The following is a 22,235-nucleotide window of genomic DNA, read 5'->3' as shown; positions in this document are numbered from 1 at the left end:
TGTGCCGTTGAAGCCTTATCTGGGGAGAGACCATGGCTCGCGTTCTGATTGTTGATGACTCACCAACCGAAATGTACAAGCTGGCCGCCATGCTGGAAAAGCACGGTCATAGCGTTCTCAAAGCTGAAAATGGTGCCGATGGCGTGGCGCTTGCCCGTCAGGAAAAGCCCGATGTCGTCCTCATGGATATCGTGATGCCCGGCCTCAACGGCTTTCAGGCGACCCGCCAACTGACCAAAGATGCTGAAACCAGTCACATTCCTGTGATCATTGTGACCACCAAGGATCAGGAAACCGATAAGGTTTGGGGAAAGCGCCAGGGTGCCAAGGATTACCTGACCAAACCCGTGGACGAAGCGACACTGCTGAAGACCCTCAACGCCGTGCTTGCGGGCTAAATCTGGCAGACCTGCAAACCGGACAAGGGAAGTGGCAGCATGTCGGACAGGCCAACACCGTTCCAGCGACTTCTGGAAATCGATGCGCGTTGTCGCGGATTAGCAGCAGGGCTGCCTTCGCAGCAGGAAGCTGTGAAGACCTGGGCAGGAATCGGATTTCGAATGGGGGGGCGGTTGTTCGTCGCGCCTATGGGGGAGGTCGGCGAAATACTGCATGAGCCGCGTTACACCCAGTTGCCAGGGGTGAAGAACTGGGTGAAGGGTGTAGCCAACGTGCGCGGCAGATTGCTGCCGATCATGGATCTATGCGGCTACTTTGGGTTGGAGCTGTCGCCGCTGCGTAAGCAGCGACGGGTATTGGTGGTCGAGCATCAGGATGTGTTTGCCGGGCTGACGATAGACGAAGTGTTCGGCATGCAACACTTCCCGGTAGATGCGTTTTCTGAGCAGCTGCCACCGGTTGAAGCCTCGATTCAACCTTTTATTCATGGTGTCTTTCAGCGCGAGCAGCCTTGGCTGGTCTTCAGCCCACATGCGTTGGCTTCGCACCAGGCATTCCTAGACGTGGCGTACTGATTTAGGCGGGTCGGCGTTGCTGGCCTTTGGTTATGCAAGGAAACGTAAGGGTGGTCCAGGCGGGGGCCAAATAATGAAAAAAATCAATGTAAGTGCTCTGCTGTCCGGCGTGCGTAGCAATACGCTAATTGCTGGTCTGTTTATTACCCTGATCGTGTCGATGGTGCTGTTGTTCATCAACTTCGCCTATGTCAGCACTCAGGCCGACTACGACAGTGAATACATCGGGCACGCAGGCGAGCTGCGAGTTCTCTCCCAGCACATCGCGAAGAACGCCGTGGAAGCGGCAGCAGGCACGCCTGAAGCGTTCGACTCGTTGAGAGAAGCGCGCAACGACTTCAGTCGCCGCTGGGGGTATCTGGCTCAGGGAGACGAAAGGATCGGCCTGCCTGCCGTACCTCAGTCACTGCAAAGCGAGATTGCTGCGGTGCAGCAAGACTGGGATATCTTGCGGCAGAACACCGATGCCATTCTGGCTAGCGAGCAGACGGTACTGTCTCTGCACCAGGTCGCTGCAACCCTCGCCGAAACCATTCCGCAGCTGCAGGTGGAATATGAAGAGGTGGTCGACATCCTTGTCGAGGGTGGTGCGCCGGCCGTTCAGGTTTCCGTAGCCCAGCGTCAGTCGCTGCTGGCCGAACGTATTCTCGGCTCGGTGAACAAGGTTCTTTCTGGTGATCAGGACTCGGTTCAGGCTGCTGACATGTTCGGCCGCGACGCCAGCCTGTTCGGTCGAGTACTCAACGGGATGCTCGAGGGCAACGTGGCCATGGGCATTACCAGTGTCACTGACGAAGAAGCGCTGGAGCGACTTGCCGCGATCTCCGAGCTGTTCCAGTTCGTTTCCGGTTCCGTGGACGAGATTCTGGAAACCTCGCCAGAACTGTTCTTGGTGCGTGAGTCCTCCAACAACATCTTCGAAGTTTCACAGACGCTGCTCGATAAGACCTCGGCATTGACCGCAGGCCTGCAGGGTCGCGCAGATGCCCGCTACATCAATACCCTTGCCGGTTACGTGCTTGGCGCGCTGGCGCTGGCCTCGATCCTGTTGATCGGTCTGGTCATGGTTCAAGAAGCACGTCGCCGCCTGACCGAGACGGCAGAAAAGAACGAGCGTAACCAGGCAGCCATTTTGCGTCTGCTGGATGAAATTGGTGACCTTGCTGACGGTGACCTCACCGTGGCTGCAACGGTAACCGAAGACTTTACCGGTGCCATCGCCGACTCGATTAACTACTCCATCGACCAGCTGCGCGATCTGGTAGAAACGATCAACCAGACTGCCGTTCAGGTATCCGGTGCGGCCCAGGAAACCCAGGCCACTGCTATGCACCTGGCCGAAGCTTCCGAGCATCAGGCCCAGGAAATTGCCGGAGCTTCGGCGGCAATTAACGAGATGGCGGTGTCCATTGACCAGGTATCGGCGAACGCCGCCGAGTCCTCCGCGGTAGCGGAACGTTCCGTAGCCATCGCCAACAAGGGCAACGAGGTGGTGCATAACACCATCACCGGCATGGATAACATCCGCGAGCAGATTCAGGACACGTCCAAGCGAATCAAGCGTCTCGGCGAATCGTCCCAAGAGATTGGAGACATCGTAAGCCTGATTAACGATATTGCCGATCAGACCAACATCCTTGCATTGAACGCCGCGATCCAGGCCTCCATGGCGGGTGACGCAGGGCGAGGCTTCGCCGTGGTAGCGGACGAGGTTCAGCGCCTTGCTGAGCGTTCATCGGCGGCAACCAAGCAGATCGAGGCGCTGGTAAAAACGATTCAGACCGACACCAACGAGGCGGTTATCTCGATGGAACAGACCACCGCCGAGGTGGTTCGCGGTGCACGCTTGGCGCAGGACGCCGGTGTCGCCCTGGAGGAGATTGAAAAGGTATCCAAGAGCCTCGCGGCGCTGATTCAGAACATCTCCAACGCGGCTCGTCAGCAGGCTTCGTCTGCTGGCCATATTTCCAACACCATGAACGTGATTCAGGAAATCACTTCGCAGACTTCTTCGGGCACCACCGCGACCGCCAAGAGCATTGGTAATCTCGCGAAGATGGCCAACGAGATGCGGCATTCGGTTTCCGGTTTCACCTTGCCGGAAACCCAGGATCAGGCCTGAATGGGGCGCGGCGGTCGCTAACGGCCGCCGTAGACGATCATGAGTGAGGGGCAGGGCATGCAGCCAAGCACTGACTGGTCACTGAGACCCTTGGCCGATATGTCGTCAGCGGAATTTCGCGACTGGCAGGCCTTGCTCGAAGAGCGCTCCGGCATGGTGATTACCGAGCAGCGTCGACCATTTCTACAAGCGAATCTGAGCACTCGCATGCGCGAAGTCGGTGTTGCCGATTACGCCAGCTACTACAGCAAGGTCACTGCCGGTGCTCGTGGCGCAGTGGAGTGGTCGACCCTGATGGATAGGCTGACCGTTCAGGAAACCCGCTTCTTCCGTCATCCGCCCTCGTTCGCGCTGCTTGGCAATTATGTCCGGCAGCGCCAGGCAAGCCGTGATGCATCCCGACCATGGGCGCTCTGGAGTGTTGGCTGTTCCAGTGGCGAGGAAACCTATTCGCTGGCCATCTGCGCCAACGAGGCGTTGACCGCCGCCGGTGGGCAAGCTTGTTACGGTGTGACCGGGACGGATATCAGCCTCAGCGCTCTGGAACGGTCGCGCATTGGCATCTATGGAACCCGGCGAATGGAGCAGGTAGAGCCGGAGTTGCGTGAACGCTACTTTCAGGCTCTGCCAGGTGAGAGGTTTCAAGTGATGCCCAGCCTGGCGTCGCGCGTGTGCTTCGCCAGGCTCAACGTACTGGAACTGGCCGGTGCGCCAATGTCCGATTTGGACGTCATTTTTTGTCAGAACCTGTTGATCTACTTTCGCCGCTGGCGTCGCCGCGAAATCCTCAATCGCTTGGCCGAGCGCCTAGCGCCCGGAGGGTTGCTGGTGATCGGTGTGGGCGAGGTGGCTGGCTGGCAGCACCCAGAGTTGGTGCCGGTAGCCGATAGTCAAGTTCTGGCCTTTACCCGGAAAAGTTTATGAGCGGAGTCGCTATGGGTGATCGGCACGATTATGTCGCCCTGGAATGGGTGAAGGGCGAAATTGCCGAAACGCTGAAGCAGGCGCGACAGGCGTTGGAGGCGTTCGTCGAAAACCCGCAGGACTCGACGCGGATGCGCTTCTGTCTGACCTATGTGCATCAGGTCCAAGGCACCCTGCAGATGGTCGAGTTCTATGGCGCTGCGCTACTCGCCGAAGAAATGGAGCAGCTCGCCCGCGCCTTGCTGGATGAGCGTGTCGCCAGTCAGGCCGAGGCGCTGGAAGTGCTGATGCAGGCGATCCTGCAGATGCCGACTTACCTGGACCGTATCCAGAGCGCGCGCCGTGATCTGCCCATGGTGGTGCTACCGCTGCTCAACGACCTGCGCGCCGCCCGAGGCGAGAAGCTGCTGTCGGAAACCAGCCTGTTCGCGCCGAACATGTCTGCGCGCCGTCCGGCTCTTGCAGGAGAATTCCTGGCTCAGCGGCAAACTGCAGACCTGCCGGCATTGTTGCGCAAGATGCGGCAGATGCTGCAGGTGGCTTTGGTAGGCGTCATACGCAACCAGGACCTGCCTACAAATCTGGGTTACATGGCGCGAGTTTTTGCTCGTCTGGAAATGCTCTGCAAGGATGCGCCGCTGGGTACCCTGTGGCAGATCGCATCGGGCGTGGTCGAAGGCCTGGCCAGCGGCGGCATAGCCAATGGCACCTCGGTCCGCACCCTGCTGCGTCAGGTGGATCGTGAACTCAAGCGGCTAGTCGAACAAGGCGCTGATGGCATCAACCAGGCAGCCCCGGATGAGCTGGTCAAGAATCTGCTGTTCTACATTGCCAAGGCCCCGGCGCAATCAGCGCGTATTCAGGCGCTCAAGGCGGAGTACAGCCTTGACGAGGCGCTACCAGACAGCAATGTCGTTGATGAAGAACGGGCCCAGCTGGCCGGACCTGATCGTGGCACCATGCGCTCGGTAGTCGCGGCGTTGTGTGAAGAGCTGGTCCGGGTAAAGGACAGTCTTGATCTGTTCGTGCGCAGTGATCGCATGGGCTTGGCCGAGCTCGGCGCGCTGCAAGCGCCACTCAAGCAGATCGCCGACACCCTGGCGGTACTGGGATTCGGCCAACCACGGCGGATCATTCTCGATCAGATTGAAATGGTTGAAACGCTGGCGCGGGGCCAGCGCAAGGCTGACGATGCCGCCTTGATGGATGTGGCCGGTGCACTGCTCTACGTGGAGGCGACACTGGCCGGTATGGTGGGTGGGGCTTCGGAAGAGCAGAGCGAAGCCAGCCATCTGCCCACCACGGATGTGGCGCAGATCCACCAGTTGGTCATCCGTGAAGCCCGCACCGGCCTCGAGCAGGCCAAGGATGCCATCATTGAGTTCATTGCCTCGCAGTGGAATCACCAGCATCTGGCGCGAGTGCCTGATCTGTTGACCCAGGCCCGTGGTGGGCTGGCAATGATCCCTCTGGCGCGTGCGGCGGCACTACTAGATGCTTCCAATCGCTATATTCAGGAAAAGCTGCTGGCGCGCCAGGCGATTCCCGATTGGCAAAGCCTGGATATGCTTGCCGATGCAATCACCAGCGTCGAGTACTACCTGGAGCGCCTCAGCGAAGACAGCAGCTCCCAGGGCGATCTGATTCTCGATGTGGCGCAGGAGAGCCTGGAAGCGTTGGGCTACTCGTTGAGCGAGCCTGTCTTGGTTGTCGAGCAAGGGTCAGCTCCCCAAGAAGCCAACCCTGTTGACGAGATAGAGGTCCTGCCAGCGGAACCGCTTGTCGAAGCATCATTCAGCGGGACAGCGGAGCTGGTTGAGGCCGCGACTGAGATTATGGACGGCGACCGCATCGAGAGCGAGCAGACGCCGTTTGATGACTCGGATCTGCAGGCCGTAGCCGCAAATGATGACGAACAGTTTGCAGCCTGGCCTGAGGCAAATGAAGCCGAATTGCAGGCGCTCTATGCCGACGCCACGCCAGTCGAGCCCGTTGCCGTTGAGCCTGCAGCGGTCGAGTGGGACACGCAAGAAATCGACGGGTCGTTGGCTTGGAGCGAAGCTGAAATGACCGGGCTGGGCATGCCTGAAGTGGTGCTGCCCGAGCCTGTGGTTCTACCGGCAGAGAGCGAGCCGGCGCTGAGTCTCGATGACGTTATGGCTGCCCCGGTCGCGGCCATCAACCCTCCAGCGCAGGACGTTCCGCCGAGTCTGCTGCCGCCACCGGCGGACGAGGAACCGGTCGATGATGAGCTGCTTGAAGTCTTCATCGAAGAAGCCGCCGAGGTCCTTGAGACGATAGATGAATACCTGCCTCGCTGGCATGCCGATCATGAGGACAAGGAAGCGCTGACCGAAGTGCGTCGGGCCTTCCACACCCTCAAGGGCAGTGGTCGCATGGTTCGGGCGCTGGTTATTGGCGAGCTTGCGTGGTCCGTCGAGAATCTATTCAACCGAATCCTGGACCGCAGCATCGAGGCAAGTGAAACGGTCAGAACGCTTGTCGACGATGTGGTCCGGCTGATGCCTGAGCTTGTCGAAGAGTTTGCGGCCAAGGCCCAGCGCCAGCGCGATGACGTCGATCGGCTTGCCGCGGATGCCCATGCGCTTGCCAAGGGGCAGGCGATTGGGGGCAGCTGCGAGCCGTCATCGGCTGCCGAAACTATGCTGGCGCCTGCGCAGCAGGCTGCGCAAGAAGAGGCACTGGACCCGCAGTTGCTGGAGATTTTCCGTAACGAGGCGGAAGCCCACCTCACGGCTCTGGTGGACTTCCTCGCCGATTGCGCCCAGCGCCTGCCGCAACCGATCCCCGATTCCTTGCAGCGCGCTCTGCACACGCTCAAGGGCAGTGCCCATATGGCAGGCATCCTGCCCATGGCTGAGATCGCCACGCCGTTGGAAAAAATGGCCAAGGAGTTCAAGGCCAACCTGATCGAAATGGATCTGGCTGATGCGGAACTTCTGCATACTGCCGAGCAACTCCTGCGGCGCGGTCTGGAAAATCTGGATCATGATCCGCTGGCGCCTATCGAGGGGGCCGAAACGTTCATTGCGCAGGTGCATGCCTTGCATCAGGCGCGCCTGGAGGCGGCCGGAGCGCGCAGTGAATCGGATCAGGGTGAGGCGCGAGATCCGGGAATGATTGCGATGTTCCTCTCCGAGGGCATGAACATTCTGCTCGATGCCGATGACCTTCTTCATAGCTGGCGCGAGCATCCGGACGAGCGCCAGGAGCTGACTGCGTTGCTGGAAGAGCTGACCACCCTTGGGCTTGGTGCGCAGATGGCAGACCTGCCGCAGATCGATGCGCTCTGCCAGGTGCTGCTCAACCTTTATGCGGTTGTACAGAATGGTCAGCTTGCTGTCAGCGAGCGTTTCTTCGATTCGGTTGAACAGGGTCACGAAGCCCTGGTTGGCATGATGGATGAGGTCGCCGCAGGCCTGCAGGTCAGTGCGCAAGCTGCGCTGGTCGCACGCCTGGAAGCCTTGCTGGCAGAGGCGAATACCTCGCCGGTAACCGACGAACGATTGGTATTTCCGACGCCCGAGGGCAGCGCCGAAAATAAAGCCGAAGCCGAAGCCGAAGCCGAAGCCGAAGCCGAAGCCGAAGCCGAAGCCGAAGCCGAGCCTCGTTGTGTTGAATATCTCGAGCCGAACGACGAGCAGGATCGCGAGATGGCAGAGATCTTCCTCGACGAAGCTGTCGATCTGCTGGAAAGTGCCGGTGGCGCACTGGAGCGTTGGCTGAGCGATCCCAGCAATCAGCTGGCCCTGTCCGCACTGTTACGTGATCTGCATACCCTCAAGGGCGGCGCACGAATGGCAGCCATCCGGCCCATCGGTGATCTGGCTCATGAGCTGGAAGCGCTCTATGAAGGTCTGACCGACGGGCGTTATGCCTACTCCCCGGAGCTTGCTGCACTGCTTCTGAGCAGCCACGACCTGCTCGCGGTACAGCTGGAACAGTTGCAGGCGTATCAGCCGATGGACATGGGCCTGGCGCTGATCGAGCGTATTCAGGGCTATCGTCGGGGCGCTGCGCCGGACTTCGAGATCGATTCGGCGGCAGATGATGCAGAGGTTGCGGTGCCGACTGCTGTCGAGCCGCTCGCGGATGAGACTGTTGAGCCGGACAGCCCAAGCCTGATCGATGAGGCTTGGCTCGTAAGCGAAGTTGAGCCGGAGGCCGCACCCGCAGAGAGCGGTACTGGTGAATGGACAGGTCAGGGGTTCGATATTGAGTCGTGGATGTTGGATGACGAGATCGAGCCTGAAGAGCCGCTGCCGGAGCCTGTCGTGGATCAGCCTGTGGCGGAGGTCGCCGAAGTTGATGCGGCAGGCTGGGAGGAGCGCGATCCGGAGCTGGTACAGATATTCCTTGAGGAAGGTTTTGATATCGTCGAGCGTGCTGGCCTGTCGTTGCAGCGCTGGATGGCTGATGTCGACAACAGCTTCGAGGTCGAGGCATTGCAGCGGGACCTGCACACCCTCAAAGGTGGTGCAAGGATGGCCGATATCCGCGAAATCGGCGATCTTGCTCATGAACTCGAGTTTCTCTACGAAGACCTCTGTGCCGGCCATTACCGGGCAAGCGACAGCCTGTTCGCCCTGCTTCAGAGTTGCCACGACCGCCTTGGAGCGATGCTTGATGCGGTGCGCGGCTACCGCGATTTGCCCGGTGGGCTGGATCTGATCGAAACAATTCGACACTTCCGGGCCAACCCTGAGGAAAAGCTGAGCGTTCCCAGTAGCGTTGCACTGAGGGCAGCTGATGATGCTGGCCAGGGCGCAGCCGATGCGGAAATCCTGGACATCTTCGTCGAAGAGGCCGATGACCTTCTCGAGGAGATGGAAGCGGCGCTGGCCCGTTGGGATGCGACCCGTGACAGCGTGACGCCGCTGACTGACATGATGCGGATCCTGCACACGCTTAAAGGTGGTGCACGCCTGGCCAGCCAGGTCCGGCTGGGCGATATGGCGCATGATCTGGAGCAGCGCCTCGGCGATGCTCAAGCGCAAGGTGGTACCTGGTCGGAGAGCCTTTTCCTGGATGTGCAGCGCGGTTATGACGCCTTGCTTGGTGAGGTCGAGTCGATGCGTCAGCTGTTGGCCATCGAGTCTGCGGCGGACGTCGATCTGGATGATGGGATCGACGAGACGCCGTCCTTTGACCAAGTGCCGCCCGACTCCACAGTGATTGCCCTCGACACGCCTATTGTTGCCGCCAGCACCCAGGCGCCAGTGGTCAGTACGCCGGCCAAAGTACTGCCGTTCGTCCGTCGGGCCGAGCAAGCCGCGCAGGACGCCGCGTCGCGTCGTGCACCGCAGGAACTGGTCAAAGTGCCGGCCGATTTGCTTGAGGGGCTGGTTAACCTTGCGGGCGAAACATCGATCTTCCGGGGACGCGTCGAGCAGCAGGTCAGCGACGTCGGCTTCACCCTGAGTGAGATGGAAGCCACCATTGAGCGGGTCCGTGATCAGCTGCGACGACTGGATACCGAGACCCAGGCACAGATTCTGAGTAGCTATCAGGCCGAAGCTGAACGCGCGGGCTATGACGATTTCGATCCGCTGGAAATGGACCGTCATTCGCAGTTACAGCAGCTTTCCCGTGCGCTGTTCGAGTCAGCATCCGACTTGCTCGACCTTAAAGAGACGCTGGCGGCGCGAAATCGCGATGCGGAAACCCTGTTGCTGCAGCAGGCACGAGTCAATACGGAGCTTCAGGAAGGGCTGATGCGCACCCGCATGGTGCCTTTCGACCGGCTGGTTCCGCGCTTGCGTCGTATCGTGCGGCAGATTGCCGGCGAACTGGGCAAGCAGGTCGAGTTCCATGTCGGCAATGCTACCGGTGAGATGGACCGTAGCGTTCTGGAACGCATCGTCGCGCCGCTGGAACACATGCTGCGAAACGCCGTGGATCACGGTATCGAAAGCGGCGCCAGGCGTCTTGCTGCGGGCAAACCAGAACAGGGCAATATCCGTCTGGACCTGACGCGCGAGGGTGGCGATATCGTCCTAACGCTGAGCGACGACGGCGCCGGGGTCAACCTGGAGGCGGTGCGCCGCAAGGCGCTGGAGCGCGGCCTGATGACGGCCGGCTCCGACCTTACCGACCACGAGATCCTGCAGTTCATTCTTGAGGCGGGCTTTTCCACTGCCGAGCAGGTCACTCAGATTTCCGGACGCGGCGTTGGCATGGACGTCGTGCATTCGGAAGTCAAACAGCTCGGCGGCTCCATGAGTATCGAGTCGAAGCCGGGTAAGGGAACGCGCTTCCTGATTCGCCTGCCCTTCACGGTATCGGTCAACCGTGCGTTGATGGTGTATTCCGGCGAAGACCTCTATGCGATCCCTCTGAACACCATCGAGGGTATCGTGCGTGTCTCGCCTTACGAGCTCGAGGCCTATTACCAGCCTGGCGCCTCGCGTTTCGAGTATGCCGGGCAGCCCTACGAGCTGCGTTATCTGGGCGAACTGCTGAACAACGGCCAGCGGCCCAAACTGGTGGGGCAGAGCCTGCCGTTGCCGGTAATTCTGGTGCGTTCCAACGAGCACAGTGTGGCAGTGCAGGTCGACAGCCTGGCTGGCTCACGGGAAATCGTGGTCAAGAGCCTCGGGCCGCAGTTCGCCACGGTGCCTGGAATTTCCGGCGCGACGATTCTAGGCGACGGCCGTGTGGTGGTGATTCTCGACCTGCTGGCGACTATCCGTGTGCTGCATGCCCACTTGCTGACACAGCATCAGCCGCTGCGCCTGGTCGGCGAAGACCAGCCTGGCGAGGCGGAAATCGACAGACCGACCCTGGTTATGGTGGTGGACGACTCGGTTACCGTGCGCAAGGTCACCAGCCGCCTGCTCGAGCGTAATGGCATGAACGTGCTGACCGCCAAGGACGGTGTCGATGCCATCACCCAGCTGCAGGAGCGCAAACCCGACATCATGTTGCTGGATATCGAGATGCCGCGCATGGACGGTTTCGAAGTTGCGACACTGGTGCGTCACGACGAACGGCTGAAAGACCTGCCGATCATCATGATCACCTCGCGGACGGGCGACAAACATAGGGATCGTGCAATGGCCATCGGCGTGAACGAGTATCTGGGCAAGCCGTATCAGGAGTCGTTGTTGCTCGAAACGATCCTGCGACTGGTTGAGCATCATGAGTGAGCTGGAGGCCGCGCGTATCGGGGTGATTGCCGATACCTCGCTGCAGCGCCATGTATTGCAGCAGGCATTGAAGGCCAACGGTTATCAGGTGGTGCTCAACAGTGATCCTGAGCGTCTGGAAGAGGCCGATCTGGCAGCCGTCGAGGCCGATCTGTGGCTAGTCGACCTGGCTCAGACCGAGGATTCGCCGCTGGTCAACGCACTGCTGGAAAGTGATCGTTGTCCGGTCCTGTTCGGTGAGGGGCACGCGCCAGAGCGTAACTCGGAACACTACCCGCGTTGGGAGCGGCGGCTGTTTGGCAAGCTCAAGCGCTTGGTGGGCGATTCGTCACGTGTCGTCGGCCCACGTCTGAAGATCATGAGCGATGAGGTGCAGCGCTCTGAGCGTTTGCCACTGCCAAGCGTTCTGGCTGCGGCCGGTTCGGTAACAGGTGAGCCAGCCAGTGAGGTATGGCTGCTGGCTGCATCCCTGGGCGGGCCAGAGGCGGTGAAGGCCTTTCTCGATGCACTACCTGCAGGTCTACCTGTCGGCTTTGTCTATGCGCAGCACATCGAGGCGAGCTTCGAGTCAGCCCTGTCGCAGGCCGTGGGTCGCCATAGCCAGTGGCAGGTCAACCCGAGTCGTGCCAGTGACAAGGTCCGCTGCGGCGAAGTGGTGGTCGTGCCCATAGCTCAGGAAATGAGCTTTGGTCAGGAAGGCACTATGTTGTTGAGCGGGCGCAGCTGGCCTGAGCCCTACAGCCCGTCCATCGATCAGATGATGCTCAACCTGGCGCAGCAGTTTGGCAATCGATGTGGCGTGATCGCGTTCAGCGGTATGGGCAGCGACGGTAGTGCCGCAGCGGCTTATCTGCTGCGCCAGGGCGGTCGCGTCTGGACCCAGCGCGCCGACTCCTGCGCCTGTTCGAGTATGCCGGACAGCCTTCGCGAAGGAGGCTATAGCTCCTTGAGCGGAGATCCACGAGAGTTGGCCCAGGCCATGCTCGATCATCTTGTGCAGCAGGCCAGTCGACCTGTTGCCGCCATGCAAGCGGACGCACCATGAGTCAGTCGATAACCATTCAGAATTCCGCCAGCAGCATCACCGGTCTGCTGGTGCCTCTCGCCGACCGCACGCTGCTGCTGCCCAACGTGGCGGTTGCCGAGCTTATTGCCTACCGCACGCCACAAACCGTGCAGGGCGCTCCGGCCTGGTTCCTCGGGCAGGTGCCTTGGCGCGATCTGATGTTGCCACTGTTGTCGTTCGAGGCGGCATCGGGTGGTCAGGCCGAAACAGGCTCACGGCCTCAGGTCGTGATCCTCAACGCGCTGGGTGGTCGTGAGCATGTGAAGTTCATTGCCTTGCTGGTCCAGGGCATCCCACGCTCGATAAAGGTCGATGGCAGCCTGGCTCGTTCGGATGCGCCGCTGGCGCCGCTTGAGCTTGATGCTGTCAACCTTGGGGATATACAGGCACGGATTCCCGACCTCATTGGCCTTGAGCAAAAATTGGCCGATGCGGGATTGATTTAAAGGCAGTGGTGGATCGCGGGTCGATGGTGGAAGTACAAAGCGACTTCCACCCTACAAATCGCCCCACAACTGCTGCGCCACGCTTAAAGCCACGACCGGCGCTGTTTCTGTGCGTAGCACGCGCGGACCGAGGCGCGCAGGCTGGAAACCAGCACTGCGGGCCTGCTCGACTTCAACATCGCTCAGACCGCCCTCCGGCCCGATCAGAAAGGCCAGCGACTCCGGATGCTGATGGCCTGCCAGGGGATCGGCGACAGGGTGCAGGACCAGCTTCAGCTGTGCTTCCACCGCCAGCCATTGCGCCAGAGGAGCCGGCGGATGGATGAGCGGAATGACCGAGCGGCCACACTGTTCACAGGCGCTGACAGCGATCTGACGCCAGTGGGCCAGGCGTTTGTCGGCCCGCTCGTCCTTCAGCCGTACTTCGCAGCGTTCGCTGATGATTGGCGTTATTTCTGCAACGCCCAGTTCGACGGCTTTCTGGATCGCCCAGTCCATGCGCTCACCGCGGGACAGGCCCTGGCCGAGGTGAATCCGCAGGCGCGACTCGGGTAAGCCCGTCAATTGTTGATGCAGCTCCACTCGTACCAGCTTTTTGCCCACCTCGACCAGCACGCCCTGGTATTCCTGACCACTGCCATCGAATAGCTGCACGGCATCCCCCGGGGCCATGCGCAGGACTCGGCCAATGTAGTGGGCCTGGGCCTCGGGCAGCTCATGTTGGCCGAGGGAGAGTGGTGCATCGATATGGAAACGGGATAGGCGCATGGGCGAAACCGATGAATCAGCGAATGGCTGGATGGAGCGCGGATGGTGACGATCAGGGCCGTAACTGTCCAGCTTTCGGCGGTTATCCGGGGTCGTGGAAGTTTACCGGCGCCCCGGGCGCCACTGTTACGCTGGCTGCTGCGCGGGTGGCGATGTCGATGCCTTCAGAGGCGACCTCGGCGAGGAAGTCGATCTGCTCCTCGGTGATGGTGTAGGGCGGTAGAAAGTAGACCACGCTACCCAGCGGACGCAGCAGGGCGCCGCGTTCGAGAGCGTGCTGGTAGACCTTGAGGCCGCGACGTTCCTGCCACGGATAGGGCGTCTTGCTGGCCTTGTCGGCGACCATTTCTATGGCGACGGCCATGCCCGTCTGCCTGACTTCGGCCACGTTTGGATGGTCGGCCAGGTGAGCGGTAGCGCTGGCCATGCGAGCGGCGAGTGCCTTGTTCGCCTCGATCACATTGTCCTGCTCGAAGATGTCCAGAGTCGCCAGTGCCGCCGCACAGGCCAACGGGTTGCCGGTGTAGGTGTGCGAGTGGAGGAAGGCCCGTAGCGTCGAATAGTCGTCGTAGAACGCCTGGTACAGCTTGTCCGTGGTCAGCACTGCGGCCATCGGCAGGTAGCCACCGGTGAGTGCCTTGGACAGACAGAGGAAGTCCGGTGTGATCTCTGCCTGCTCGCAGGCGAACATCGTTCCGGTGCGACCAAAGCCGACGGCAATCTCGTCAAGGATCAGGTGCACCTCATAGCGATCACAGGCTTCGCGCAATAGCTTGAGGTAGATCGGGTGGTACATGCGCATGCCGCCCGCGCCCTGGATCAGGGGCTCGACGATTACTGCGGCGATCTCCTCATGATGCTCGGCCAGGGTCTGTTCCATGTGCGCGAACATGGTGCGCGAGTGCTCTTCCCAGCTCACCCCTTCGGGACGAAGGTAGCAGTCGGGGCTTGGTACCTTGAAGGTATCCAGCAGCAGCGGCTTGTAGGTGTCGGTGAACAGTGCGACATCGCCCACTGACATGGCCGCCACGGTTTCGCCGTGATAGCTGTTGGTCAGGGTGACGAAGCGCTGCTTGGTCAGCCGTCCGCAGTTTCGCCAATAGTGAAAGCTCATTTTTAGCGAAACTTCGATGCCGGTCGAACCGTTGTCGGTGAAGAACACCCGCTCCAGCCCAGGTGGGGTAAGCGCTACCAGCCGCTCGGAGAGTTCGATCACCGGCTGATGGCTGAAGCCGGCCAGCATCACATGCTCAAGCTGGTCGAGCTGGTCCTTGATGCGCTGATTGATGCGGGGATTGGCGTGACCGAACACATTGACCCACCAGGAGCTGACGGCATCGATGTAGCGCTTGCCGTCGAAGTCTTCGAGCCAGATGCCTTCACCGCGGCGGATGGGAATCAGCGGCAGCTGCTCGTGATCCTTCATCTGTGTGCAGGGATGCCAGAGTACGGCGAGGTCGCGCTGCATCCAGCTGTCGTTCAGGCTCATGGGGGCTCCTTCTACTATGCTCAGCGAGGGGCGCAGCCTAGCAGAAAGTCGCTGCGGCACCCGCCGACCTATCGGTCGTTTCGATGTGTTGAAGCGAAAAAATCTGCCTTGCTGCGATCATTTAATCGTTAGGCTAGTCCCATCTCAATTACGCAGGACCTCAACCATGCAGTGGCGAAACTCCTCCAGCAACTACGGTCTGGTCAGCATTCTGATGCACTGGCTGGTTGCGCTTGCCGTGGTCGGGTTGTTCGCGCTGGGTTACTGGATGGTTGGCCTGACCTACTACAGCAGCTGGTATCGGACCGCCCCCGATATTCATAAAAGCGTTGGCATTCTGCTGTTCGGTCTGATGGTGCTGCGGGTTGTCTGGCGCTTTGTCAGCACGGGTCCGGCACCTCTGCCGAGCCACGGAGGCATGACCCGCCTGGCGACCAAGACCGGGCATGGCCTGCTTTATGTGGGCTTGTTCGCGGTAATGATTTCCGGCTACCTGATCTCCACCGCAGAAGGCCGTGGCATCGGTGTCTTCGACTGGTTCCAGGTGCCCGCGCTGATTACTTCGATTCCTAACCAGGCCGATATTGCCGGCTTGGTTCACGAATACCTGGCCTGGGGCGTGCTGATCCTTTCCGCCCTGCATGCTCTGGCTGCTCTCAAGCACCACTTCATCGACCGTGACTCGACCCTGAGAAGGATGTTCGGTCGCGCTGATGAGCAACTTTGAAAAAGGAGACTCACATGCTCAAGAAAACCTTCGCCGCACTTGCACTGGGTTCAATGATCTTTGCCGGTCAGGCTGCAGCCGCCGACTATGTGATCGACAGAGAAGGGCAACACGCCTTCGTCAACTTCAAGATCAGCCACATGGGCTTCAGCTGGCTGTACGGCACCTTCAAAGATTTCGAAGGCTCCTTCAGCTTCGATGCGGAGCAGCCGGAAGCCAGCCAGGTTGAAGTGACGTTGAAAACTGCCAGCCTGGACTCCAACCATGCCGAGCGTGACAAGCACCTGCGTAGCGATGATTTCCTCAATGTCGCCAAGCACCCCACGGCAACTTTCAAGTCCACGTCAGTTAAATCCACTGGCGAGGGCACTGCTGACATTACCGGTGATCTGACGCTCAATGGGGTGACCAAGCCGGTTGTGATCGCGGCGAAATTTATCGGTGAGGGTGATGATCCCTGGGGTGGCTACCGTGCCGGCTTCGAAGGCACCACAACGCTGAAGCTGAAGGATTTCGACATAAAGATGGATCTTGGTCCGGCTTCGCAAACCGTCGACCTGATCATCTCCGTTGAAGGGGTCCGCAAGTAAGGGGAAAGTTGTAAAAAACGCCGGCGAAAGCCGGCGTTTTGCGTTATGAAACAGCACAGCAGGGCGTCTGCCTGGGTGAATCGGCAGCACGATAATTTGTTTACAGACATGCATGAATGTAAGTATATTTCCGCTACTTTGCCATTCGCGTCTGCCGCTGCTGTCCTTGCACCGGCAATGTCCGTTCAACGAGGTCTCCTTCATGTCCATCAAGCCAGCCAGTGCTGCCCTGATCACCCTCTTCGCCGCGTCCCTGCTCGCTGGTTGCCAGGAAGAGGCCGCGGCACCCGCCGCCCAGCAAGCCCCACAGGTTGGCTTTGTAACGCTCAAGGCCGAGCCTTTTGCGCTGACTACCGAGTTGCCAGGCCGCGCCCAGCCGTTCCGGATCGCCGAAGTGCGCCCGCAGGTAGACGGCATCATCCAGAAACGTCTGTTCACCGAGGGCAGTGATGTCAAGGCCGGGCAGCAGCTGTACCAGATTGATGATTCGGTCTACCAGGCGGCTTACAAGAGTGCCCAGGCCCGCCTGGCTTCGACCAAGTCGCTCGCCGATCGATATGCCTTGCTGGTCAAGGAACAGGCGGTGAGCAAACAGGCATATGACGAAGCGCGTGCAGCCAGTCTGCAGGCCGAGGCGGAACTGGAGCGCGCGCGGATCAACGTGCGTTACACCAAGGTGCTGGCGCCCATTTCCGGCCGGATCGGCCGCTCGGCGGTCACCGAAGGTGCTCTGGTAAACAGCGGCCAGGCCCAGGAAATGGCGATTATCCAGCAACTGGATCCGATCTATGTCGATGTCACCCAGCCTGCGCGCGACCTGCTCGGTCTGCGTCGCGACCTGGCCGAAGGGCGCCTGCAGAAAGCCGGTGAGAATGCGGCAAAAGCGACCCTGACGCTGGAGGACGGCACCGCCTATCCCCATGAGGGCAAGCTCGAGTTCTCCGAGGTTTCGGTAGACGCCGGAACTGGCTCGGTGGTGCTGCGTGCAGTATTCCCGAACCCGGACAAGGTGTTGATGCCCGGCATGTTCGTACACGCGCGGCTGCTTGCCGGAGTGAAGAACGAAGCCATTCTGGCACCGCAGCAAGGCATCACCCGGACCCCCACCGGCCAGGCGACCGCACTGGTGGTCAATGATGAAAACAAGGTCGAGCTGCGCCAGGTCACGGCTGCGCGTACCGTTGGCAATCGCTGGCTGGTGACCGAAGGCCTGGCCGATGGCGATCGCCTGATTACCGAAGGCCTGCAGTTCATTGCGCCAGGCGCTGAGGTCAACCCTGTTCCGGCCAGCAACGTAGCCGCCGCCCAGCCACAAGCCCAGTAAGGCTGAGCCAAGGATAACGACCCCATGTCCAGATTCTTTATCGATCGGCCCATTTTTGCCTGGGTCATCGCCTTGGTGATCATGCTTGCAGGCGGCCTCGCCATTCTTGGCCTGCCCGTCAACCAGTACCCCAGCATCGCCCCGCCTGCCGTTGGTATCCAGGTCAGCTACCCTGGTGCATCCGCGCAGACGGTGCAGGACACCGTGGTGCAGGTCATCGAACAGCAGATGAACGGCATCGACGGCTTCCGTTACATGTCCTCGGAGAGTAACTCCGACGGCAGCATGAGGATCACCGTGACCTTTAACCAGGGCACCAACCCGGACATTGCCCAGGTCCAGGTGCAGAACAAGCTGCAGCTGGCCACGCCGCTGCTGCCGCAGGAAGTGCAGCAGCAGGGCATCCGGGTGACCAAGTCCGTGCGTAACTTCCTCATGGTGCTCGGTGTGGTTTCCACCGACGGCAGCATGACCCGAGGCGACCTGTCGGACTACATCGTGTCCAACATCCAGGACCCCATCTCCCGTACCGCAGGTGTCGGCGACTTCCAGGTCTTTGGTTCCCAATATGCGATGCGCATCTGGCTTGATCCGGCCAAGCTGAACAACTTCGCCCTGACCCCGGTGGACGTCGCGGATGCGATCCGCGCGCAAAACGTGCAGGTTTCGGCCGGACAGTTCGGCGGCCTTCCTGCCGTTCCAGGCCAGCAGCTCAGCGCGACCATCATCGGCAAGACGCGTCTGCAGACTCCCGAGGAGTTCCGCGAGATCCTGTTGAAAGTAAACGGTGATGGCTCGCAGGTGCGTCTGGGCGATGTGGCTCGTGTCGCGCTGGCCGAGCAGAACTCGGCCATCAGTGCTCTGTACAACGGCATGCCGGCCTCGGCCATCGGTATCAAGCTGGCGACCGGCGCCAACGCGCTGAATACCGCCAAGGCAGTGCGCGCCACCATCGCCGAGCTGGAGCCGTTCTTCCCGCCGGGAATGCAGGTGGTCTATCCATATGACACCTCTCCGGTGGTGTCGGCATCGATCACCAACGTGGTGCACACCCTGTTCGAGGCCATCGTGCTGGTGTTCCTGGTGATGTACCTGTTCCTGCAGAACTTCCGCGCCACCTTGATCCCGACGTTGGCGGTGCCGGTGGTATTGCTGGGGACCTTCGGGGTACTGGCGGCGTTCGGCTTCAGCATCAACACCCTGACGATGTTCGCCATGGTATTGGCCATCGGCCTGCTGGTGGACGACGCCATCGTCGTGGTGGAGAACGTCGAACGGGTGATGGCCGAGGAAGGGCTGTCACCGGCCGAGGCGACGCGCAAATCCATGGGGCAGATCCAGGGCGCGCTGGTCGGTATCGGACTGGTGCTGTCCGCGGTATTCGTGCCGATGGCCTTCTTCGGTGGCTCCACGGGGGTTATCTACCGACAGTTTGCGATCACCATTGCCTCGGCGATGGGGCTTTCCGTGCTGGTGGCGCTGATCTTTACGCCGGCCCTGTGTGCCACCATGCTCAAGCCGATTGCCAAGGGTCAGCATCACGCCAAGCGCGGCTTCTTCGGCTGGTTCAACCGCAGCTTTGATCGCAGTGTCGGCCGCTATGAAAACGGCGTACGCCGTGTCCTGAAACGCAAGGCCCCGTTTCTGCTCCTGTACGTGGCCATCGTTGCCATCATGGGTCTGCTGTTCACCAAACTGCCGACCTCCTTCCTGCCCGAGGAAGACCAGGGTGTGCTGTTTGCCCAGGTGCAGACGCCGGCCGGTTCGACCGCCGAGCGTACTCAGAAAACTATCGACGGCGTTCGTGAGTACCTGCTGAAGGAAGAGGGCGATGTGGTGAACTCGGTGTTCACCATTACCGGCTTCAACTTCGCGGGTCGCGGGCAGAACTCGGCGATGGCCTTTATCGGCCTCAAGCCCTGGGATCAGCGTACCGGCGAAGGCCAGGATGTGGCCTCGCTGGCGCAGCGCGCGCAGGAGCGTTTCAGCACCTTCCGCGATGCCATGGTGTTCGCCTTCGCTCCGCCTGCGGTCATGGAGCTGGGCAATGCCACCGGCTTCAACTTCTTCCTGCAGGACCGTGCCGGTGTTGGTCATGATGCTCTGATGGCGGCACGCAATCAGTTCCTCGGCCTCGCATCGCAGCACCCGATGCTTGCCGGCGTGCGTCCGAATGGCCTGAACGACGAGCCGCAGTACCGGTTGCTGATCGATGACGAGAAGGCTCGGGTGCTGGGCGTTTCGCTTAGCGAAATCAACCAGACGCTGTCGATCGGCTGGGGTTCCAGCTACGTCAACGACTTCATTGATCGCGGTCGCGTCAAGCGCGTGTATCTGCAGGGCGAAGCCCACTCGCGGATGAATCCCGAGGACCTCAACAAGTGGTTCGTGCGCAACAACCAGGGCGACATGGTGCCGTTCAGTGCCTTCGCATCAGGCGAGTGGATCTACGGCCCGCCGAAGCTGTCGCGCTACAACGGCGTGTCGGCGATGGAAATCCTGGGCCAGGCGGCGCCGGGCTACAGCTCGGGTGATGCCATGGCAGTAGTGGAAGAGCTGGCGCAGCAGCTGCCCGAGGGCGTCGGCATTTCCTGGACCGGCCTGTCCTTCGAGGAGCGCCTCTCCGGCGACCAGGCACCGGCCCTCTATGCATTGTCGCTGCTGGTGGTGTTCCTCTGCCTGGCGGCACTGTACGAGAGCTGGTCGATTCCCTTCGCGGTGATGCTGGTGGTGCCTCTTGGGGTGATCGGTGCCTTGCTGGCGACCATGGGGCGCGGCCTGTCCAATGACGTCTTCTTCCAGGTCGGCTTGTTGACCACCATTGGCCTGACCGCGAAGAACGCCATCCTGATCGTCGAGTTCGCCAAGGACCTGCACGAGCAGGGCATGAGCCGCTTCGATGCAGCCGTGCATGCCTGCCGTCTGCGTCTGCGTCCGATCATCATGACCTCGCTGGCCTTCACCCTGGGCGTAGTGCCCCTGGCTCTGGCCAGCGGCGCGGGTGCCGGCAGCTCGCATGCCATCGGTACCGGGGTGATCGGCGGGATGATTACAGCCACCGTACTGGTGATCTTCTGGGTGCCGCTGTTCTACCTGTTGGTGTCGTCGATGGAACGCAAGAAGGCCGCTCCTGACGAGCAGAAAGGAGATGCCCAATGAACAAGTCGCTATTGACCATTGCGCTGGCGGCAGCGCTTGGAGGCTGCTCGCTGATCCCGGACTATCAGCGTCCGGAGAGCCCCGTGGCGGCCAACTGGCCTGAAGGTGAGGCCTACGCGCAGCAGAGCGGTGCGAGCCAGGCGCAGGAACTGGCCTGGCAGCAGTTCTTCCGCGACCCACAGTTGCGCCAGCTGATTGGTATCGCACTGGAGAATAACCGTGACCTGCGCGTCGCGGCACTCAATGTCGAAGCCTATCGCGCGCTGTACCGTATCCAGCGTGCCGACCTGCTGCCACTGGTAAGCGCCGATGCTGGCGGCACTCGCAGCCGTACTCCGGGTGATCTCAACCAAACCGGCCAGAGCAATATTTCCAGCCAGTACAGCGCGACGCTCGGCGTGGCCTGGGAGCTGGATCTGTTTGGTCGGCTGAGCAGCCTGCGCGAGCAGGCGCTGCAAGAGTTCTTCGCCACCGAGGCGGCGCAGCAGAGCGCCCGCATCAGCCTGATCGCCAGTGTCGCTAATGCCTGGCTCACCCTGCAGGCAGACCAGGCGCTGCTGGAGGTCAGTCGCGATACGCTGAAGACCTTTGAGGAAAGCCTGGCTCTGACCCAGCGCAGTTTCGATGTGGGTGTGGCCTCCGCCCTGGAGCTGAGCCAGGCACGCAGCTCGGTGGATAGCGCGCGCGTGCGCATCGAGCAGTACACGCGTCTGGTCGCTCAGGACCGCAACGCGCTGAGCCGCCTGTTGGGGCAGAGCGTTTCGTCCGATCTTCTGCCGGATGGCGAGCTGGAGCGCGATCAGCTGGCGGAGCTACCGGTGGGTCTGCCTTCCGATCTGCTTTATCGGCGCCCCGACATCATCCGTGCGGAGTACCAGCTGCGTGCAGCCAACGCCAACATCGGCGCGGCGCGGGCGGCATTTTTCCCGCGCATCAGCCTGACAGGGGCGGTGGGCAGTGCCAGCAGTCAGCTGTCCGGTCTATTCGACAGCGGCTCTGACTATTGGACCTTCTCTCCCAGCATCAGCGTGCCGATCTTCAATGCCGGCCAGTTGCGGGCAAATCGGGATTACGCCGAGATCAGCCGCAACATTCAGGTGGCGCAGTACGAGTCGGCGATCCAGACGGCGTTCCGCGAGGTGGCAGACGGTCTGGCGGCACAGCAGACCTATGCCCGCCAAGTTCAGGCGCAGCGTGATTTGCTGGAAACCAGCGAGGACTATCTGCGCCTGGCCGATCAGCGCTATCGCACCGGCGTGGACAGCTACCTGACTCTGCTGGATGCCCAGCGTCAGCTGTTCAACGTGCGCCAGCAGTTTATCGGTGATCGTCTGGCGCAGCTGGTCAGTGAAGTGGAGCTGTTCAAGGCGCTGGGTGGTGGCTGGGATGTTCAAGCCGAGCCGGCTGTAGACGGCGAGGGCTGATTCCGCAGCAATTGTTCCGGAAATAAGAACGCCGCCCGAGGGCGGCGTTTTTG

The 22,235-nt window shown here is 60.9% G+C and carries 14 protein-coding genes; 12 read left to right on the top strand and 2 right to left on the bottom strand.

Annotated features, from left to right (window positions below; translation table 11 throughout):
• Positions 1 to 32: 32 nt before the first annotated feature.
• From pilH to BN1079_RS10020, 7 genes are all read left to right on the top strand, one after another.
• Positions 33 to 398 (top strand): twitching motility response regulator PilH, encoded by a 366-nt coding sequence (pilH, locus tag BN1079_RS10050; RefSeq protein WP_037024087.1) that lies wholly within the window; start codon positions 33 to 35, stop codon positions 396 to 398.
• Between the two features lie 39 nt (positions 399 to 437).
• Positions 438 to 974: a chemotaxis protein CheW gene (locus tag BN1079_RS10045; protein ID WP_037024086.1), complete on the top strand. Its 537-nt coding sequence runs from the start codon at positions 438 to 440 to the stop codon at positions 972 to 974.
• Between the two features lie 73 nt (positions 975 to 1,047).
• Positions 1,048 to 3,096: a methyl-accepting chemotaxis protein gene (locus BN1079_RS10040; protein ID WP_037024084.1), complete on the top strand. Its 2,049-nt coding sequence runs from the start codon at positions 1,048 to 1,050 to the stop codon at positions 3,094 to 3,096.
• A gap of 57 nt (positions 3,097 to 3,153) precedes the next feature.
• On the top strand, positions 3,154 to 4,020 hold the full coding sequence (locus BN1079_RS10035; RefSeq protein ID WP_037024082.1) for a CheR family methyltransferase: 867 nt from the start codon (positions 3,154 to 3,156) through the stop codon (positions 4,018 to 4,020).
• A gap of 11 nt (positions 4,021 to 4,031) precedes the next feature.
• Positions 4,032 to 11,189 carry an Hpt domain-containing protein gene (locus BN1079_RS10030; protein ID WP_037024081.1) on the top strand — a complete coding sequence of 2,386 codons (7,158 nt, stop codon included), beginning with the start codon at positions 4,032 to 4,034 and terminating at the stop codon, positions 11,187 to 11,189.
• Positions 11,182 to 12,234 (top strand): chemotaxis protein CheB, encoded by a 1,053-nt coding sequence (locus BN1079_RS10025; RefSeq protein ID WP_037026765.1) that lies wholly within the window; start codon positions 11,182 to 11,184, stop codon positions 12,232 to 12,234. Before BN1079_RS10030 ends, BN1079_RS10025 begins: the two co-directional genes overlap by 8 nt.
• Positions 12,231 to 12,701, top strand: coding sequence for a chemotaxis protein CheW (locus tag BN1079_RS10020; RefSeq protein WP_037024080.1), 471 nt, complete (start codon positions 12,231 to 12,233; stop codon positions 12,699 to 12,701). Before BN1079_RS10025 ends, BN1079_RS10020 begins: the two co-directional genes overlap by 4 nt.
• Before the next feature lie 51 nt (positions 12,702 to 12,752).
• Here BN1079_RS10020 and BN1079_RS10015 read toward each other — a convergent pair whose 3' ends face one another.
• Positions 12,753 to 13,469 carry a 16S rRNA (uracil(1498)-N(3))-methyltransferase gene (locus BN1079_RS10015; RefSeq protein WP_037024079.1) on the bottom strand — a complete coding sequence of 239 codons (717 nt, stop codon included), beginning with the start codon at positions 13,467 to 13,469 and terminating at the stop codon, positions 12,753 to 12,755.
• Positions 13,470 to 13,551: 82 nt separating this feature from the next.
• Positions 13,552 to 14,958 carry an adenosylmethionine--8-amino-7-oxononanoate transaminase gene (locus BN1079_RS10010; protein WP_037024077.1) on the bottom strand — a complete coding sequence of 469 codons (1,407 nt, stop codon included), beginning with the start codon at positions 14,956 to 14,958 and terminating at the stop codon, positions 13,552 to 13,554.
• 166 nt (positions 14,959 to 15,124) lie between these two features.
• On the opposite strand from BN1079_RS10010, the gene BN1079_RS10005 reads away from it, so the two are divergent.
• The 5 genes from BN1079_RS10005 to adeC all read left to right on the top strand — a co-directional run bounded on the left by BN1079_RS10005 (position 15,125) and on the right by adeC (position 22,182).
• Positions 15,125 to 15,685: a cytochrome b gene (locus BN1079_RS10005; RefSeq protein ID WP_037024075.1), complete on the top strand. Its 561-nt coding sequence runs from the start codon at positions 15,125 to 15,127 to the stop codon at positions 15,683 to 15,685.
• Positions 15,686 to 15,699: 14 nt separating this feature from the next.
• Positions 15,700 to 16,275, top strand: a complete 576-nt coding sequence (locus BN1079_RS10000; RefSeq protein ID WP_037024074.1) for a YceI family protein — start codon at positions 15,700 to 15,702, stop codon at positions 16,273 to 16,275.
• Between the two features lie 202 nt (positions 16,276 to 16,477).
• On the top strand, positions 16,478 to 17,599 hold the full coding sequence (locus BN1079_RS09995) for an efflux RND transporter periplasmic adaptor subunit (protein WP_037024072.1): 1,122 nt from the start codon (positions 16,478 to 16,480) through the stop codon (positions 17,597 to 17,599).
• Between the two features lie 24 nt (positions 17,600 to 17,623).
• Positions 17,624 to 20,758, top strand: a complete 3,135-nt coding sequence (locus BN1079_RS09990) for an efflux RND transporter permease subunit (protein WP_037024071.1) — start codon at positions 17,624 to 17,626, stop codon at positions 20,756 to 20,758.
• Positions 20,755 to 22,182, top strand: a complete 1,428-nt coding sequence (gene adeC / locus BN1079_RS09985) for an AdeC/AdeK/OprM family multidrug efflux complex outer membrane factor (protein ID WP_037024068.1) — start codon at positions 20,755 to 20,757, stop codon at positions 22,180 to 22,182. The genes BN1079_RS09990 and adeC overlap by 4 nt, the downstream gene beginning before the upstream one ends.
• Positions 22,183 to 22,235 lie beyond the last annotated feature (53 nt).

Origin of the sequence: Pseudomonas saudiphocaensis, from assembly GCF_000756775.1 — a bacterium.
GTDB classification, from domain to species: domain Bacteria; phylum Pseudomonadota; class Gammaproteobacteria; order Pseudomonadales; family Pseudomonadaceae; genus Stutzerimonas; species Stutzerimonas saudiphocaensis.
This window is presented reverse-complemented; position numbering and strand designations above follow the sequence as displayed.